This window comes from Aeromicrobium choanae (assembly GCF_900167475.1).
Lineage (GTDB): Bacteria > Actinomycetota > Actinomycetes > Propionibacteriales > Nocardioidaceae > Aeromicrobium > Aeromicrobium choanae.
In genome coordinates this window covers 1-15,399 of record NZ_LT796768.1, presented here as the reverse complement: position 1 = coordinate 15,399, position 15,399 = coordinate 1, and the positions used below count along the sequence as shown (strand labels likewise).

The following is a 15,399-nucleotide window of genomic DNA, read 5'->3' as shown; positions in this document are numbered from 1 at the left end:
CCCGAGATCTGAAGGCGGTGGGCCGCGATCAGGGACGCAGCAGCGCCTTGATCGCGGTTCGCTCGTCCATCGCCCGGTAGGCGTCGGACACCTGGTCCAGCGCGAACGTCTGGTCGAAGACGGCACCGGGCTGCAGCGCACCCGACAGCACATCGGGGACCAGCTCGTCGAGGTAGCGGCGGACGGGAGCCACGCCACCGGCGAGCGCCTGGTTGCGACCGAACATCGCCGGGACGTTCAGCTCGACGCCGTGCGGCACGCCGACGTAGCCGACGGTGCCGCCGGGACGCAGGGACAGGAACGCCTGCTTCATCGACTCGCCGGTGCCCACGCACTCGAGCACCGCGTCGGCGCCGATGCCGCCGAGGATCTCTCGCACCTCGGCAGCGCCCTCCTTGCCGCGCGTCTCGACGATGTGGTCGGCACCGAACTGGCGGGCCAGTTCCTGGCGGTCGGCGTGCCGCGACATCGCCACGACGGTGGCGGCGCCGAGCCGCTTGGCGGCGAGCACGCCGGACAGGCCCACCGCGCCGTCGCCGACGACCGCGACCGTGGAGCCGGCCGTCACGCCGGCGCTGTACGCCGCGTGGTGGCCCGTGGGGAACACGTCGGTGAGGGCGAGCAGGTGCGGAAGCAGCTCGTCATCGACCTCGCCGGGAACGGCCACCAGCGTGCCGTCGGCCTGGGGAACGCGCACGAGCTCGGCCTGGCAGCCCTCGTAGCCGCCGCCGTTGACGCACGAGGTCTGCACGCCGTTGCGGCAGTGCGCGCACGTGTTGTCGCTGTACATGAAGGGCGCGATCACGAAGTCGCCGACCGAGATGCCCGAGACGTCCGTGCCGACGCGCTCCACGATGCCGACCTGCTCGTGGCCGATCTGGTGCGCCTCGGTCTGGGGCTTGTTGAGGCCGCGGTAGGGCCACAGGTCGCTGCCGCAGACGCAGGCGGCCACGACGCGGACGATCGCGTCGGTGTCGGCCTCGACGTCGGGATCGGGCAGGGTGTCGAGTCGGATGTCGCCGGGGGAGTGAAGGACTGTCGCGCGCATGCGTGCAAGGATGGCAGACATGAGTGAGAAGCCCGAAGTCGATTTCACCCCCGGCCCCGCCCCGACCGATCTGGTCATCGAGGACATCACCATCGGTGAGGGCGATGAGGCCGTCAACGGCGGCGTCGTCGACGTCCACTACGTGGGCGTGGACTTCGAGACCGGCGAGCAGTTCGACTCCTCCTGGGACCGCGGCCAGTCGGCTCGCTTCCCGCTGCCGCAGCTGATCGGCGCCTGGCAGCAGGGCATCCCCGGCATGAAGGTCGGCGGCCGTCGCAAGCTCGTCGCCCCGCCGGAGCTGGCCTACGGTCCCGCCGGCGGCGGACACCGCCTGTCGGGTCGCACGCTGGTCTTCGTGATCGACCTGCTCGGCGTCGGCTGAGCCGACAACCCCTTCAGAGCTGCGACGCGAGCGCGTCCAGCGCCTTCGCGACCCGTTGGGCCGAGATCGGCCCGACGGCGCGCAGCTCCTGAGCGAAGATGCTCACGCGCAGCTCCTCGAGCATCCACCGCACCCGCTGCACGGGCGGCGCCAGCCGCTGCCACGGGCGCAGGTCCCGCGTCTGCTCGTGGAACCGGGCCTCGAGCTCCCAGACGGGAGCCGGGTCCTTGGTCGAGGTCAGCCGCTTCGCCGCCGCCCTCAGGTAGACCGCGAGGCGCCCGACCTGCTCGGCGCCCATGTCGCGGATGAACCCCGGGTGGACGAGCCACGAGAGCTGCACGCGCACGTCCTCGCCGGCCTCGTCCGTGCCGGGATCGAGGTCGCCGAGCGCCTGGAGCGCTCCGATCACCTGACGCACGATGCGCTCCGTGAGCGGCACCGCGTCGGCACGCACGAGGTCGCGAAGGCGCCGGTAGGCCTCCTCGTCGCGAACGGGACCTCCGTGCTGCACGACGAGGTGGTCCAGGGCGGTCAGCCACGACTCCTCGATGACCGCCGCGGCGTCCCCCTGGGGCGACGTGGCCAGCAGCAGCTTGTCCTGCAGCGACAGCGTGCGCCCGACCGTCCCCACGGGCGAGCCGGTGGACAGCGCGATGAGCCGTGCGGTGCCCCGGATCGTGGCGACCCGCTGCTCCGTCTTCGTGCGCAGCACGCGCAGCGCCACGCTGGAGCCCTCGTCGACGATGGCCGGGAAGCCCGTCACCTGGCCGGCGGTGATGCTCGGCTCGAGCGTGCGGAAGTCCCAGTCCTTGATGCCGGTGCGCTCCTCCTGGCGGGCGCGCTGCTGCAGGTCGCGACGCAGCCGCGGCTCGAGCTCGCGACGGAGGCCGTCGAGGTCCTTGCCCGCCGCCAGCTCCTTCGTCCCGTCGACGACCCGGAACGTGGGCCGCAGGTGCGCCGGCAGCGCCGTCAGGTCGATCAGCGAGGGATCGACCTCGAGGGCCCGTCCGAGCTCGGTGTGCAGGTCGCGTGACGTGTCGAGCGTGGGCAGCACCCGCTCGGCCGACTGGGCGGCAGGGGCGAACCGGCGCCGCTCGGACTTGGGCAGCCCGCGGATCAGCTCGGTGACCAGCTCGAGCCGCCGGCCCGGGACGCCCCAGTCGAACTCGGCGCCGTCGATCGTCAGCAGGTCGTCGACGGGCACCGTGATCGTGATGCCGTCGTCCGCGGCCTGCGGGTCGAACCGGTACGAGACGTCGAGGACGGCGTCGAAGTCCTCGCTCTGCGAGGTCCACGAGGTCGGGAAGGCGTCGGCGTCCACGTCGGCGCGGAAGAGGTCGTCGGTGAAGTCGAGGATCCGCTTGTCCGGCTGCTTCTTCCACCAGGCGTCGAAGTGCCGCACCGAGACGACGTCGGCGGGGATCCGTGCGTCATAGAAGTCCACGAGGGACTCGTCCTCCACGCGGATGCCACGGGTGCGGACGCGCTCCTCCAGCTCCTCGATCTTCGCGAGGCGGTCCTGGTTGCGCTGCCAGAAGCGGTGGTGGGTGCGCCAGTCGCCGCCCACCAGCGCGTGGCGGATGAACAGCTCCCGGGCCAGCGGGGCGTCGTGCTGGGCGAGCATGACCGTGCGGTCCACGACCACCGGCAGGCCGTAAAGCGTCGAGCGCTGCGTGGCCACGGCTGCACCGCGCCGCGCCGACCACCGCGGCTCGGAGTACTGATGCTTCAGCAGGTGCCCGGCGGCCTGCTCGACCCACGCCGGATCGATGCGGGCGTTGTCGCGGGCGAACAGGCGCGAGGTCTCGACCAGCTCGCCGGCCATCAGCCACCGTGGCGGCTTCCTGGCCAGGCCCGAGCCCGGGAAGATCGAGAAGCGGGCGCCACGGGCGCCGAGGTAGTCGCGGGTCTCGGCGTCGCGCAGGCCGACGTGGGACAGCAGTCCGTGCAGCAGGGCCCGGTGGATCGCGTCGGCGTCGGGCTCCTTGCGGACCTTTCCGGGCTTGAGCCCGAGCTCGCGCGCCGTGCGCCGCAGCTGGGAGTTGACGTCGGCCCACTCGCGCACGCGCAGGTAGTGCAGGAACTCGTCGTGGCACATGCGCCGGAACTTGGAGTGCGAGAGATCGTCGCGCCGCTCGTGCAGGTAGTCCCAGAGCTTCAGCAGGCTGAGGAAGTCCGAGTCGGGCTGGGTGAAGCGGGCGTGCTGGATGTCGGCGGCCTGCTGCTTGTCCAGCGGTCGCTCGCGGACGTCCTGGATGGAGAGGCCGGCCACGATCACCAGGACTTCGGGCAGGACGCCGAGGCGGTCGGCGGCCAGCACCATGCGGGCGTGGCGCGGGTCGAGGGGGAGCCGCGACATCGTGCGGCCGATCTTCGTGAGCCGGTCGGTGCCGTCGAGGCGTGGCGCCAGGGCGTCCAGCTCGCGCAGGAGCGCGAGCCCGTCCGCGACGGCGCGGTGGTCGGGGGAGTCGAGGAACCCGAAGTCGCGGATGTCACCCAGGTCGAGCGCGGCCATCTGCAGGATGACGCTGGCGAGGTTGGTGCGCTGGATCTCGGGGTCGGTGAACTCCGGGCGGGACTCGAAGTCCTCCTCGTCGTAGAGCCGGATGCAGATGCCGTCGGCGACTCGCCCGCACCGGCCGGCGCGCTGGGCGGCGCTGGCCTGCGAGATGCGCTCGATGGGCAGGCGCTGCACCTTCAGCCGGGCGCTGAACCGCGAGATGCGGGCCAGCCCGGGATCGACGACGTAGCGGATGCCCGGCACGGTGATCGAGGTCTCCGCGACGTTGGTGGCGAGCACGATGCGACGGCGCGAGCCGGTCTGGAACACGCGCTGCTGCTCGTGCGCGGCGAGGCGGCCGTAGAGCGGCACGACGTCGCCGAGCGACTGGCCCTCGAGCACCTCAGCGGTGTCGCGGATGTCGCGCTCGCCGGGGAGGAAGACCAGGACGTCGCCCTCGCGAGGCAGCTCGCGGACGGCGCTGACGATCCCGTCGATCACGTCGTCGTCGCGGTCGAGCGGGCGGTAGCGGACCTCGACCGGGTAGGTGCGCCCGCTGACCTCGATGATCGGCACGGGGCGCTCGGGCGTGGCGAAGAGGTTGGCGAAGCGGTCCACGTCGATCGTCGCGGAGGTGACGATGACCTTGAGGTCGGGACGGCGCGGCAGCAGCTCGCGCAGGTAGCCCAGCAGGAAGTCGATCGACAGCGACCGCTCGTGGGCCTCGTCGATGATGATCGTGTCGTAGCGCTCGAGCCGCCGGTCGTGCTGGAGCTCGGTGAGCAGCAGGCCGTCGGTGACGAGCCGGATCACGGTGTCGGCTCCCGACCTGTCGTCGAAGCGCACGGCGTAGCCGACCTCGGCGCCCAGCTCGACGTCGCACTCCTGCGCGATGCGCGCGGCGACCGACCGCGCGGCTATCCGGCGCGGCTGGGTGTGGGCGATCTTCGTCCGGCCGAGCTCGGCGGCGATCTTCGGCAGCTGCGTCGTCTTGCCCGATCCGGTCTCGCCGGCGATCACGACGACCTGGTGGTCGCGCAGGGCGTCGCGGATCTCGTCGTGCCGTGCGGCGATCGGGAGGGCGGGATCGAACTCGAGCTTCATCGCTCCCATTCTCACCGGAGCCCGATGGCGTCGGCGAAGAGGGCGTACCCGACGAAGGCGACGACGTCGAGGATCGTGTGGGCGATGACCAGGGGCATCACCCGGCCGGTGCGGTGGAACCACCAGGCGAACACGACGCCCATCGCGGCGTTGCCGACGAACTGCCCGAAGCCCTGGTAGAGGTGGTAGCTGCCCCGCAGCAGGGCCGACGTGGCGATGATCGCGGGCAGGCCCCAGCCGAACTGCTTGAGGCGGGTCATCAGGTAGCCGACGACGATGACCTCCTCGAGCAGCGCGTTCTGCAGCGCCGAGAGGACCAGGATCGTGACCGACCACCAGTAGAGTTGCTCGGGGCTCGTGACGATGTTCGCCGTGACCCCCAGCGCGCGGCCCCCGAAGTAGACGCCGAGCCCCGGGATGCCGATCACCGCGGCGAGGCCCGCACCGAACGCGAGGTCACGCCAGGGCCGGCTGCCGTCGAGGCCGAGGCGCCGCAGCACCGGGGGAGCGTCGTCGAGGCTCAACAGGTACAGCGCGAGCGCGACGGGGACCAGGGCGAAGCCGATCGACAGCAGCTGGTAGGTCAGGTCGAGCCATGGCACGGTGTCACGGGACGGGTTGAGGGTGGCCGTGGAGTCGCGCAGCGAGCCCTCGCTGAGCTTGCGCGCGAGACTGACGACCGAGTAGACGGCCGACTGGCCCAGGGAGAGGCCGAGGACGATCCAGACCTCGGCGCGCAGGCGCCGGGTCACGCGGTCACAGGTCGTTCGTCGAGAAGGTGTCGCACGAGTTCAGGTTGCCCGACTCGTAGCCCGTCTGGAACCAGCGCTGGCGCGACTCGCTCGAGCCGTGCGTCCACGTGTCCTGGTTGACCCGGCCGCCGCCGAGCTCCTCCTGGATGTGGTCGTCGCCCACGGCCGCGGCCGCCGACAGCGCCGAGTCGATGTCGGCCTGCGTGAGCGGCTTGATGAGCGTGTTGCCCTGGGCGTCCTGCGTGGAGGCGGCGTGGTTCGCCCAGACGCCGGCGAAGCAGTCGGCCATCAGCTCGATCCGCACGCCACCGCTGCGCGGGCCGGTCTGGCCGTCCTGGCCCTTGGCGAGGATGCCGAGGATGTTCTGCACATGGTGGCCGTACTCGTGCGCCACGACGTACATCTGGGCGAGGTTGCCGCCGTCGGCGCCGAACTGGCTGCTGAGCTGGTCGAAGAAGGACGCGTCGATGTAGACGCGCTCGTCGGACGGGCAGTAGAACGGGCCGGTCTGGTTGGAGGCTGTGCCGCACGGCGACTGGGTGGCGCCGGAGTAGATCACCGTCTGGGCCTCGCGGTACTGGCGGTTGATGTCGGCCGGGAGCGCGTCGGTCCAGTAGTCCTGCGCGCTGTTGACGGTGCCGATGATGCGGCAGACGTCGTTCTCGTTGGCGTCGGCGCCGGTCTTGCACTCGCTGACGTCGATCGAGGACGACTCGCTGCCGCCGGTGAGGACCTGGTTGACGTCGAATCCGGACGACGTGCCGCCATCGAGCGGGTTGCCGCCGAGGAACGCCACCAGGAGCATCAGCAGCAGGCCACCGATGCCGCCGCCGACGATGGCGCCGCCCTTGCCTCCGCCGGTGACCTGGCTGGTGTCGAGGTTCGCACCCTCGTTGAACGTCATGGCCAGATTCTAGGGACCCTCAGCGCTTGCCGCCGCCGAGCAGCCCACCGAGGAGGCCGCCGAGGGCGCCCTCGAGGCCGCCGGAGGAGCCGGAGCCACCGCCGAGGAGGCCTCCGAGCAGGTCCTCGATCCCACCGCCGGCCGAGCCCTTCTGGTCGCCGCCGGTGACCCGCTTGGCCAGGTAGGCCATGACGATGGGCGCGAGGATCGGCAGCAGCTTCTTCACGAGGCCCGCGTCCTGGGGCCCGCTCGTCGCCCCGAGTGCCTGGGCGACGTCGTCGGTCCTGTCGCCGAAGACGTTCTTGACGATCTTCTCGCCGTCGTCGGTGTCGATGGCGCCCACGTCGACGCCACCGTCGATGAGGGCGGTGTCCTTCGTGGCGATCGCGCCGCCCAGCGAGGCGGCTCCGGCGGGGTCCTTGGCGTTCGCGTCGAGTCCGCCGAGCAGCGCGGGGAGCGCCGCGTCGATGCCCTGCTGGGCGGTGGCCCTGTCGACGCCGAGGCGCTCGGCGATCTGGTCCACGGGGATGAGCGTGCGCAATTCGTCGAGACCGGCCATGGCGACTCCTTCGTCGTGCGGCCCGCCGTCGGACCGGCGCTCCGATCGTATCGCCGGGCGCGATCCTGCCTAGGGTGGCGACATGACGGATCTGATGAGCCCGGTGCTGCCGATCTCGGGTGATGACGAGGCGCGGCGCGCCGGGCTGCGGCGGATGCGGACGCTCGCCACGTCGCTGCTCGTGCTCGCGGCGATCGTGTTCGTGCTGACGCACGGCCGCGACGGCGCCTGGGGCTACGTGAACGCGGCCTCCGAGGCGGCCATGGTGGGCGCGATCGCCGACTGGTTCGCCGTCACGGCGCTCTTCCGTCACCCGCTGGGCGTGCCGATCCCGCACACGGCGCTCATCCCCAAGAAGAAGGACCAGCTGGCCGCGAGCCTGCAGGACTTCGTCGCCGAGAACTTCCTGCGCGAGGACGTCATCCGCGACCGCATCGCCGCAGCCGGCCCGGCCGAGCGCGTGGGGCACTGGATCGGGGTGCCCGGACGCGCCCACCGACTCGTGGACGAGGGCGCCCGCGTGGCGTCCGACCTGCTCGGCCGGGTCAAGGAGGAGGACGTGCAGGCGGTCGTGACCGAGCTGATCGTGCCGCGCATGCTCGAGGAGCCGCTGAGCCCGGCAATCGGCCAGCTGCTGGGGGAGATCCTCGACGAGGGCGCCCACACCGGCCTCGTCGATCTCGGCCTGGACGAGCTGCACGGCTGGCTGGAGCGCCATCCCCACCGCATCACCGACCTGATCGTCGCTCGCGCCCCCGACTGGGCGCCCCGGTGGGCCAACACGCTGATCGCCGAGCGCCTGTTCCGCGAGGTGCTGACCTGGGTCGCGGACATCCGTGACGACCCGCAGCACGACGCCCGGGCGGCGCTGGACCACTGGCTCGTCGAGCTGGCGGACGACCTGCAGCACGATCCCGAGGCGATGGCGCGTGCCGAGCGACTCAAGGAGCGCCTCCTCACGCAGACGAAGGCGGCCACGACGGCCGTGAAGCTGTGGGACTCGTTCCGCCGAGGCCTGCTCGACGCCCTCGCCGCCGAGGACGGCGTGCTGCGACGCCGCGTCCTGGAGGAGATCGAGCGGTTGGGGGAGCGGCTCCAGTCCGACCCGGTGCTCGCGGCCCGGATCGACGGCTGGGCCGGCGACGCCGCCGCGTACGTGGTGGAGCACTACGGCGGCGAGATCGCCACGGTCATCTCCGCGACCGTCGAGCGCTGGGACGGGCAGGAGACCGCAGAGCGCATCGAGCTGCACGTGGGCCGCGATCTGCAGTTCATCCGCATCAACGGCACGGTCGTCGGCGGCCTCGCCGGACTCGTGATCCACGCCGTCGCGCAGGTTCTCTGATCCACAGCTGTGGACGACGCCTGTGGACGACCTGTGGACCTGAGCGGCGCCGCGTGTGGAGAACCTGTGGACGCGAAAATAGTTGGAATCTCTTGGCGAAAAGCACTTGTGGTGCGGGTCACAGTCCCCTAGAAATGACTCACGCACTCCTCCGGGAGAGCGGGAAGGAAGCCCCGATTCCCTCCACGCAGACGGTGCAAACCGAACGCAGACGCCTGGTGATGCAGGTGTTGGAGAGAACCTCACGGGCGACCGGATTCGAAGGCAGCCATCACGCACCATCGATTCTGAAGGCCCCGGGAACTCATACTTCCCGGGGCCTTCTTCATCGCCTCGTGAGGGGTTTGCTAGAGTTCAGTGCTGCATGAAGTTCGCACCTGTCCGGGTGGCGGAATTGGTAGACGCGCTAGCTTGAGGTGCTAGTGCCCTGTTAGGGGCATGGGGGTTCAAGTCCCCCCTCGGACACTGCAAGACCCTCTCACTCTCGCCGGTGAGGGGGTTTTGTGCTTTCTCACGACTTGGTCGGTGTGACCGTTGTCGGAGACGGCCCCTTCTGGGAAAGTGACGCATCGACCGAGTCCAGGGAGCCGCATCGTGAAGCTTCTTCTCACGTCCGGAGGCATCACCAACACGAGCATCAGCGACGCGCTCGTCGATCTGCTAGGCCAACCGATCGCCGACTCCACCGCGCTCTGCATCCCCACGGCCCTGTGGGGCAACCGGCGCGGTCCGGTCTCGGTGCCGGACGTCCTGCACGGGCGCGCTTGGGGCGGCATGACTTCCCTGGAGTGGAAGTCGCTCGGCGTCCTCGAGTTGACTGCGCTCCCGACGATCGGCGAGGACTGCTGGGTGCCCTGGGTCCGGGAAGCCGACGTGCTGCTGGTTGCCGGTGGTGAGGCCACGTACTTGTGCCACTGGATGCGGGAGTCGGGCTTGGCCGACCTCCTCCCGTGGCTGATCGACACGGTGTGGGTTGGGGTCAGCGCGGGCAGCATGGTCCTGACCCCACGGGTCGGCGAGGAATACGTGGGGTGGCCCTCTGCGCCGGACGACCGCACCCTCGGCGTCGTGGACTTCTGCATCTTCCCGCACCTTGACGTCTTCCCCGAGAACACCCTGGCCGAGGCGGAGCGCTGGTCGGCCGGGATCGAGGGACCTGCCTACGCCCTCGACGACCAGTCCGCCATCACCGTGAAGGGCAACACGGTCGACGTCGTCTCCGAAGGACGGTGGAAGCTGCTCAAGTAGTCGGACGACCCGAAGACGGAACCCTGACCGCCCCGCTCGTCGCCCACACGTGTGCGGCGGGTGGCCCGAGTCTCCTCAGGCCACCCGCCGCGATGGTGAAATGTGTCGATGTGGTCAGGCGCGCGTGGTGTTGCGCTTTCCGGCCAGGCCCTCGGCGACGCCGATGAGCAGGACGGCAGCGATCACCGCGAGGACGAAGCCCAGGATGTTGAGCTCCCAGATGTCGCCCGTTCCGAAGAGCTGGGCGATCAGGCCGCCGATGAGGGAGCCGACCAGCCCCAACGCCAGCGTGGCGAGGATGCCGAGATTCTGCTTACCGGGCTTGATGAGTCGCGCGAGCGCACCGATGATGAGGCCAGCGACGAGGAATCCGATCATGTTCAATTTCTACCGGGATTCGGCGGAATGGCACCTCGAGGGACGTCGATGTGACAAAGCCGACGAACTGCCGAGCGGAAGGAGGCAGCCGATCCTGTCGGCGATCCTCGCGACCGGCGCGGCTCTGGGCCTGTTCGCCATGACCTCGCAGGTCATCCTGGGGCTGGCGTGGGCAGCAGCTGCCATCGCCGCGGGTTCTGCCGCCTTGACGCTCAGGGATCCTCTGCCTCGAGTCTCGTTCGGCCTGACGGCGTTGCTCACGGGCTATCTCGCCTGGGTCGCCCTGGGGCCATCCGCGGATGAGGAGCTCGTCTACCCCTTCACCGCTCTGCGCCTGTTCCCTGTCGTCGCGATTCTCTACGTGCTGGCGTTCTGGGCGGTGGTCCGGACCGAGCGATCGGCAACTTAGGGAGAGGGCGGGGGCGATCCCTCGCGGGATGTGGACGCGCGCCGGGGTAAACTCCCACTGTCAGGGCGTCTTCCATGCCCAGCCGGTCTGCGCTGGAATGGGGACGCAACGGACACCAGTGGGTGTCGGTCGACCGCGGCGCGGCGGCTCTCGCTCCTCATCTGGTCACCAGATCCGCGGCTGCTCGGGTGGCCGCTCCCTCGGCTCGTCGGCCGCGAGACGACCGAGCAGCGACCTCGTGAGAGGTCCCACGGTGCTGCCGCCACGAAGCGGTCAGCACGTCACTCAGAGGAGAGAAGTTTGGCCAGACGAGGCCGGAGTCGGTCAACCTCCACCGGGGCCGCACCCCGAAGCCAGCGCAGTGGACGTGCCGTCGACAACGAGGGCATCATCCCGGTGCTCGCGCGCGCCGTGCGCGAAGTCGAGGCAGGCGTGCAGCGCGGTCGCGCGAACCCGTCGATCCGGACGAAGTTCCAGACCGTCGCCCTGCTGGCCCGCGAGGAGCGTACGCGGGTCAGGACCGCCACGACCTTGAGCGAGTCCCAGCGCGCCGAGCAGCTCAAGCGCCTCGACGGCATCGGGACGATCCTGGCGAAGACCGCCGCCCTGGACTCCTCATTGCTCTCGCTGCTCGCCGAGGACGCCGAGGTGTCCGATGCGGCCAAGGACCTCAGGCGGGACATGCTGATCGCGGCAGGAATCGAGCTCCCGGACGAACCGGAGACGCCGGTCGAGGAGAACCCCGCGCCCACGGCCGCCGCGCGGCAGGTGGTTCCCCAGTCGGTCATCTCGCGCCGCCTGGCCGACCCCTTCCTCGCGCCTCAGTTCGAGACCGTCGAGCGTCGCACGCCTCCGCCCCGGCGTCTGGCCAGCTGGGAGCTGATCGGCCCGCTGCTCTCGTCGTTCGAACGCGCCTCCAGCGGGTCGGCGGCGTGCATGGACCTGCCCGACCCGATCCCGGTGTCCGTGCCGGACGGCAAGCAGCTGATGCGCCACCAGGCCGAGCTCGTCGCCGCTGCCGCCGATGGTCACCGGACCTTCCTGCTGGCCGACGAGCCGGGACTGGGCAAGACCGCTCAGGCGCTCCTCGCGGCGCAGGCCGCCAACGCCTACCCGCTGCTCGTGGTGGTCCCGAGCGTCGTCAAGTCCAACTGGGCCCGCGAGGCGGCCATGTGGACCCCGCAGCACAAGTCCACCGTGATCCAGGGCGACGGCGACACGATCGACGGATTCGCCGACATCGTCATCGTCAACTACGAGGTGCTGGACCGACACGTCGGCTGGCTCGGCGACCTGGGCTTCCGGGGGATGGTCCTCGACGAGGCGCACTTCATCAAGAACAAGTCGTCGCAGCGGTCCCAGCACGTCCTGCAGCTGTCCGAGCGCATCCGCTCGCGCACCACCCGGCCGCTCCTGATGGCTCTGACCGGCACTCCGCTGATCAACGACATCGAGGACTTCCGCGCCATCTGGCAGTATCTCGGCTGGATCGACGAGAAGAAGCCTCGCCCCGAGCTGCTGCACGCGCTCGAGGAGACGGGACTGACGCCGCTCGACCCCGGCTTCTTCCCTGCCGCCCGCTCCCGCGTCATCGAGATGGGCATCGTGCGACGCCGCAAGGTCGAGGTCGCCGCCGACATCCCGGCCCGGCGCATCGCCGACCTCCGCGTCGAGCTCGACGACGAGGCCGGTCGCTCGATCCGCGCGGCCGAGCGTGAGCTCGTCCAGCGGCTGGTCTCGCGGTACGAGCAGGCGCTCGAGACCCGCGGTTCCGGGGCGACCGACGGCATCGATCACGACCTCGTCCGCCGGATCGCCGCTCGCGAGCGGGAGGAGTCGGCCAAGACCGAGGAGAACGTCTTCGCGATGATGCGGCGCATCGGCCAGGCGAAGGCCGGGCTCGCCGCCGACTACACCGCGCAGCTGGCCCACAGCGTCGGCAAGGTCGTCTTCTTCGCCAAGCACGTCGACGTGATGGACGTGGCCGAGAAGACCTTCGAGAAGCGGGGGATCCGGTACTCGTCGATCCGCGGCAACCAGACGCCGTCGGCACGTCAGAAGAGCATCGACGCCTTCGTCAACGATCCGGACGTGGCCGTCGTGGTCTGCTCGCTCTCGGCAGCCGGCGTGGGCGTCAACCTGCAGGTCGCCTCCGACATGGTGCTCGCCGAGCTGTCCTGGACCGACGCGGAGCAGACCCAGGCCATCGACCGGGTCCACCGCATCGGGCAGGAGGAGCCCGTGACCGCGTGGCGGATCATCGCCTCGCGGACGATCGACACCAAGATCGTCGAGCTCATCGACAGCAAGGCCGGCCTCGCCGCCCGCGCGCTCGACGGCTCCGACGAGGAGATCGTCGAGTCTGCCGACGTGCAAGTGGAGACCCTCGTCGCCCTCCTGACCGACGCGCTGTCCTCCTGACGGAGGGTCAGGTCGGCGGCGCGGCGCTCGTGATGCCGCGCACGGCTTCTCGTAGTGCGTGGTGCGCGAGCGTGCTGTCGAGGCGGTCGGCGCTGAGCAGCAGCTTCCCCGGCAGGTCGACGACACAGATCCTGACGAGGGCGACGGCTCGGCGATCCGTGCGCTGCCAGAGCTGCTCGGCGAGTCCGGTGATGAGGTCGCCGAGCTCGAGCCGGAGCCGTTCGACCTCGTTCCTCTCGTCCGCGCCCACGTTGCCGCTGAGGAGGTCCTTGGCGTCGACCGCGAGCAGGAGACGGGCTGCCTCCGGGTTGGTCCGGGCGTAGGTCGCCAGCGACAAGGCGGCGACGGCGACACCCTCGCCCGGCCCGTCCGCGAGCACGGCGGCGTCGACGAGGTCACGCTGGTAGCGCAGGAACGCGACCGCCTCACGTACCCATACCAGCGCCAGCAGGTTGCTGCGTGAGCCGAAGGCGTTGTAGAGGACCCCGTTGCCGGCCCCTGCACGGGCGCTCAGGGCGCGCATCGTCACGCCCGTCGCGCCGTGCTCGACCCAGAGCGCTCGCGCGTGGTCGAGCAGGGCGTCGGGCTGGTGCTCCCGTGGACGGCCGCGGGTCATCCTCAGTTCACCCGCGGCTTCAGCGCTTCGATGGCCCCGGCGTACATGACCTGCTTGATCTTGCCGAGGGTGGTGCGGTCCTTCCCGGCCAGCGGAGCGACGCGCGCGGCCGCCGTCTCGACGAGCGCCTCCTGCGAGGCGACCGCATCCACGAGGCCCGAGCCCTGCGCCGCGGGGCCGTCGTACCGGCGGCCGGTCGTCATGGACTCGACGGCCGCCGACGGCGTCAGCTTCGCCTGGATGAGCGCGGCCATGCCCTCCGTGAACGGGATGTGGATGTCGACCTCGGGGAAGCAGAAGTAGCCGCGATCCTCGCGCATGACCCGGAAGTCGTGCGCCATCGCGAGCATCGATCCGGCACCGAAGGCGTGACCGTTGATGGCGGCGATCGTGGGGACGGGCAGCGTGAGGACCGCGGCGAAAAGCCCGTGCACCCGGTCGACGTAGGCATTCAGCTCGTCCGGGTGCTGCGACAGCCACTCCAGGTCGAGTCCGTTCGAGAAGAACTTGCCGGTGCCCGTCGTGACCAGCACGGCGGGCTCGCTGCTCTCGGCGAGGCCTTGAAGGTCCTCCGTCGCCTGAGCGAGCAGATCTGGTGAGAACCGGTTCTCGTCGTCACCGAGGTCGAGCGTCCACACCGGTCCGTCGTGGTTCGTGAGCATCGTCATGCGGCCAGATTAACGGAACATATGCTCCAAAAATAGAACCGGGGTCCGCGGCTCATTCCCCCGCGACTGAGGTCTTCGCCCTACCCCTCGTCGTTGGACTTAGTCGGGCGTCGTCACGACTACCCGGGTCTCCCGCTGTCGCGCGTTTCGTCCCGCGTCCTTCAGGTCTCGTGAATGATGGGATCAGCGCGAGAGTGTTGAGCGGGGCCGGGGAGGGTCGCATGGTGAGGGAGAGGACGAGGGATGAACGCCAGCGACTTGAAGGCATCGTTCGGCGCCTGATTGCCGGTGACTACGAAAGCGACGCCGCCCTCGATCTCGACATGGTGCAATTCACTGCAGCCGTCCCGCATCCCCGAGCGTCATCTATTTCTGGGACCAAGAGTTCGACCGGGAGCCGTCTGTCGAGGAGGTCGTGGATCGAGCTCTCGGGTATGACCCTCGAGAGCTCTAGCTGCAGTGGGTCGACGCAGACAAATTCGTGCCCGTGAGGAGGAGTCACCGAATGGCCATCGTCCTGAGGGGTAGATCGGTGTGCCACCTCTGTGGCCGCGTCATGCGGTCGGAAGACGACATCGCGCTCTTCCCGCCGGGGCTTTTCGTAGCTGACTCAGTGTTTGCGCACTTGAACGACGCCAGCGTGCACCGATTCTGCCTGGAGGGCACGGCTCAGTCGAACGAGGCGCTGGACGCGCTTGCGGAGTACGAAGCGACGGGGTGGCATGACTGCACCGATGCCTGAGAAGTCGTGTGACCCTCGTCAGGCGGTGCGGCGCGGGACGACGATGTCGAGCTCGATGAGGAACGGTGGAGGGGGCAGGTAGTTCTCGATGTGTCTGATGGGCGCGTCGAGGTACCGGTCGTCGAGGTGACCGTGGGACTTCATGTTGTGGTGCTTGCGGCAGAGACAGCGGAGGTTGGATCCGCTGGTGGTGCCGCCGCGGTCGTAGGCCTTGGCGTGGTCGAGGTCGGTCTCGTGGACGGGTGCACGGCAGCCGGCGACTCTGCAGGTGCCGTCTCGCCATCTCAGTGCTTGGCGAAGTGACTCCGGTGGTCGGTAGCCCA

15 protein-coding genes and 1 tRNA gene are annotated in these 15,399 nt (G+C 69.9%); 7 read left to right on the top strand and 9 right to left on the bottom strand.

Annotation, left to right across the window (positions count from 1 at the left end):
• Window positions 1–28: 28 nt before the first annotated feature.
• Window positions 29–1,048 (bottom strand): zinc-dependent alcohol dehydrogenase family protein, encoded by a 1,020-nt coding sequence (locus tag B5D60_RS00080; RefSeq protein WP_078698256.1) that lies wholly within the window; start codon window positions 1,046–1,048, stop codon window positions 29–31.
• 19 nt (window positions 1,049–1,067) lie between these two features.
• On the opposite strand from B5D60_RS00080, the gene B5D60_RS00075 reads away from it, so the two are divergent.
• The gene (locus B5D60_RS00075) at window positions 1,068–1,430 is read left to right on the top strand and encodes an FKBP-type peptidyl-prolyl cis-trans isomerase (protein WP_078698255.1); all 363 of its coding nucleotides are present in this window, start codon (window positions 1,068–1,070) and stop codon (window positions 1,428–1,430) included.
• 13 nt (window positions 1,431–1,443) lie between these two features.
• Here B5D60_RS00075 and hrpA read toward each other — a convergent pair whose 3' ends face one another.
• Genes hrpA through B5D60_RS00055 form a run of 4 tightly spaced genes read right to left on the bottom strand, consistent with a single transcriptional unit; the run spans window position 1,444 to window position 7,249 of the window.
• Window positions 1,444–5,034 carry an ATP-dependent RNA helicase HrpA gene (gene hrpA, locus B5D60_RS00070; protein ID WP_078701195.1) on the bottom strand — a complete coding sequence of 1,197 codons (3,591 nt, stop codon included), beginning with the start codon at window positions 5,032–5,034 and terminating at the stop codon, window positions 1,444–1,446.
• Window positions 5,035–5,045: 11 nt separating this feature from the next.
• Window positions 5,046–5,786 (bottom strand): CPBP family intramembrane glutamic endopeptidase, encoded by a 741-nt coding sequence (locus B5D60_RS00065; protein WP_078698254.1) that lies wholly within the window; start codon window positions 5,784–5,786, stop codon window positions 5,046–5,048.
• A gap of 4 nt (window positions 5,787–5,790) precedes the next feature.
• Entirely contained in the window at window positions 5,791–6,690 is a 900-nt protein-coding gene (gene ypfJ / locus B5D60_RS00060; RefSeq protein ID WP_078698253.1) for a KPN_02809 family neutral zinc metallopeptidase, read from the bottom strand.
• Between the two features lie 19 nt (window positions 6,691–6,709).
• Window positions 6,710–7,249, bottom strand: coding sequence for a DUF937 domain-containing protein (locus tag B5D60_RS00055; protein WP_078698252.1), 540 nt, complete (start codon window positions 7,247–7,249; stop codon window positions 6,710–6,712).
• 82 nt (window positions 7,250–7,331) lie between these two features.
• Between B5D60_RS00055 and B5D60_RS00050 the strand changes: the two genes are divergently transcribed.
• The 3 genes from B5D60_RS00050 (at window position 7,332) to B5D60_RS00040 (ending at window position 9,842) form a co-directional block, all read left to right on the top strand.
• Complete coding sequence (locus tag B5D60_RS00050) at window positions 7,332–8,594, top strand: DUF445 domain-containing protein (RefSeq protein ID WP_078698251.1); 1,263 nt, start codon at window positions 7,332–7,334, stop codon at window positions 8,592–8,594.
• 379 nt (window positions 8,595–8,973) lie between these two features.
• A tRNA-Leu gene (locus B5D60_RS00045) sits at window positions 8,974–9,059 on the top strand.
• A 129-nt stretch (window positions 9,060–9,188) separates the two neighbouring features.
• On the top strand, window positions 9,189–9,842 hold the full coding sequence (locus B5D60_RS00040; RefSeq protein WP_078698250.1) for a Type 1 glutamine amidotransferase-like domain-containing protein: 654 nt from the start codon (window positions 9,189–9,191) through the stop codon (window positions 9,840–9,842).
• A 114-nt stretch (window positions 9,843–9,956) separates the two neighbouring features.
• On the opposite strand, the gene B5D60_RS00035 is transcribed toward B5D60_RS00040, so the two are convergent.
• Complete coding sequence (locus tag B5D60_RS00035; protein ID WP_078698249.1) at window positions 9,957–10,220, bottom strand: GlsB/YeaQ/YmgE family stress response membrane protein; 264 nt, start codon at window positions 10,218–10,220, stop codon at window positions 9,957–9,959.
• Here B5D60_RS00035 and B5D60_RS00030 point away from each other — a divergent pair.
• Window positions 10,219–10,629: a hypothetical protein gene (locus B5D60_RS00030; protein ID WP_078698248.1), complete on the top strand. Its 411-nt coding sequence runs from the start codon at window positions 10,219–10,221 to the stop codon at window positions 10,627–10,629. The two genes, B5D60_RS00035 and B5D60_RS00030, sit on opposite strands and share 2 nt — an antisense overlap.
• A 411-nt stretch (window positions 10,630–11,040) precedes the next feature.
• On the top strand, window positions 11,041–13,050 hold the full coding sequence (locus B5D60_RS00025; protein ID WP_331712494.1) for a DEAD/DEAH box helicase: 2,010 nt from the start codon (window positions 11,041–11,043) through the stop codon (window positions 13,048–13,050).
• A gap of 7 nt (window positions 13,051–13,057) precedes the next feature.
• Here the strand turns inward: B5D60_RS00025 and B5D60_RS00020 are convergent, their stop codons facing one another.
• Window positions 13,058–13,666 (bottom strand): TetR/AcrR family transcriptional regulator, encoded by a 609-nt coding sequence (locus tag B5D60_RS00020; protein WP_078698246.1) that lies wholly within the window; start codon window positions 13,664–13,666, stop codon window positions 13,058–13,060.
• 2 nt (window positions 13,667–13,668) lie between these two features.
• A complete protein-coding gene (locus tag B5D60_RS00015) occupies window positions 13,669–14,334 on the bottom strand; it encodes an enoyl-CoA hydratase/isomerase family protein (protein ID WP_197684352.1) in 666 nt (221 codons plus the stop codon).
• A 505-nt stretch (window positions 14,335–14,839) separates the two neighbouring features.
• On the opposite strand from B5D60_RS00015, the gene B5D60_RS00010 reads away from it, so the two are divergent.
• Window positions 14,840–15,076, top strand: coding sequence for a hypothetical protein (locus tag B5D60_RS00010; protein WP_078698245.1), 237 nt, complete (start codon window positions 14,840–14,842; stop codon window positions 15,074–15,076).
• An 18-nt stretch (window positions 15,077–15,094) separates the two neighbouring features.
• Here the strand turns inward: B5D60_RS00010 and B5D60_RS00005 are convergent, their stop codons facing one another.
• Window positions 15,095–15,364 carry an HNH endonuclease signature motif containing protein gene (locus B5D60_RS00005; protein ID WP_153303080.1) on the bottom strand — a complete coding sequence of 90 codons (270 nt, stop codon included), beginning with the start codon at window positions 15,362–15,364 and terminating at the stop codon, window positions 15,095–15,097.
• Between the last annotated feature and the right edge of the window lie 35 nt (window positions 15,365–15,399).

Bases quoted from the DNA above. Each gene is read 5' to 3' on its own strand.
- B5D60_RS00080 (WP_078698256.1), bottom strand. From the start codon at position 1,048: ATGCGCGCGACAGTCCTTCACTCCCCCGGCGACATCCGACTCGACACC.
- B5D60_RS00075 (WP_078698255.1), top strand. From the start codon at position 1,068: ATGAGTGAGAAGCCCGAAGTCGATTTCACCCCCGGCCCCGCCCCGACC.
- hrpA (WP_078701195.1), bottom strand. From the start codon at position 5,034: ATGAAGCTCGAGTTCGATCCCGCCCTCCCGATCGCCGCACGGCACGAC.
- ypfJ (WP_078698253.1), bottom strand. From the start codon at position 6,690: ATGACGTTCAACGAGGGTGCGAACCTCGACACCAGCCAGGTCACCGGC.
- B5D60_RS00055 (WP_078698252.1), bottom strand. From the start codon at position 7,249: ATGGCCGGTCTCGACGAATTGCGCACGCTCATCCCCGTGGACCAGATC.
- B5D60_RS00050 (WP_078698251.1), top strand. From the start codon at position 7,332: ATGACGGATCTGATGAGCCCGGTGCTGCCGATCTCGGGTGATGACGAG.
- B5D60_RS00030 (WP_078698248.1), top strand. From the start codon at position 10,219: ATGTTCAATTTCTACCGGGATTCGGCGGAATGGCACCTCGAGGGACGT.
- B5D60_RS00035 (WP_078698249.1), bottom strand. From the start codon at position 10,220: ATGATCGGATTCCTCGTCGCTGGCCTCATCATCGGTGCGCTCGCGCGA.
- B5D60_RS00020 (WP_078698246.1), bottom strand. From the start codon at position 13,666: ATGACCCGCGGCCGTCCACGGGAGCACCAGCCCGACGCCCTGCTCGAC.
- B5D60_RS00015 (WP_197684352.1), bottom strand. From the start codon at position 14,334: ATGACGATGCTCACGAACCACGACGGACCGGTGTGGACGCTCGACCTC.
- B5D60_RS00010 (WP_078698245.1), top strand. From the start codon at position 14,840: ATGGCCATCGTCCTGAGGGGTAGATCGGTGTGCCACCTCTGTGGCCGC.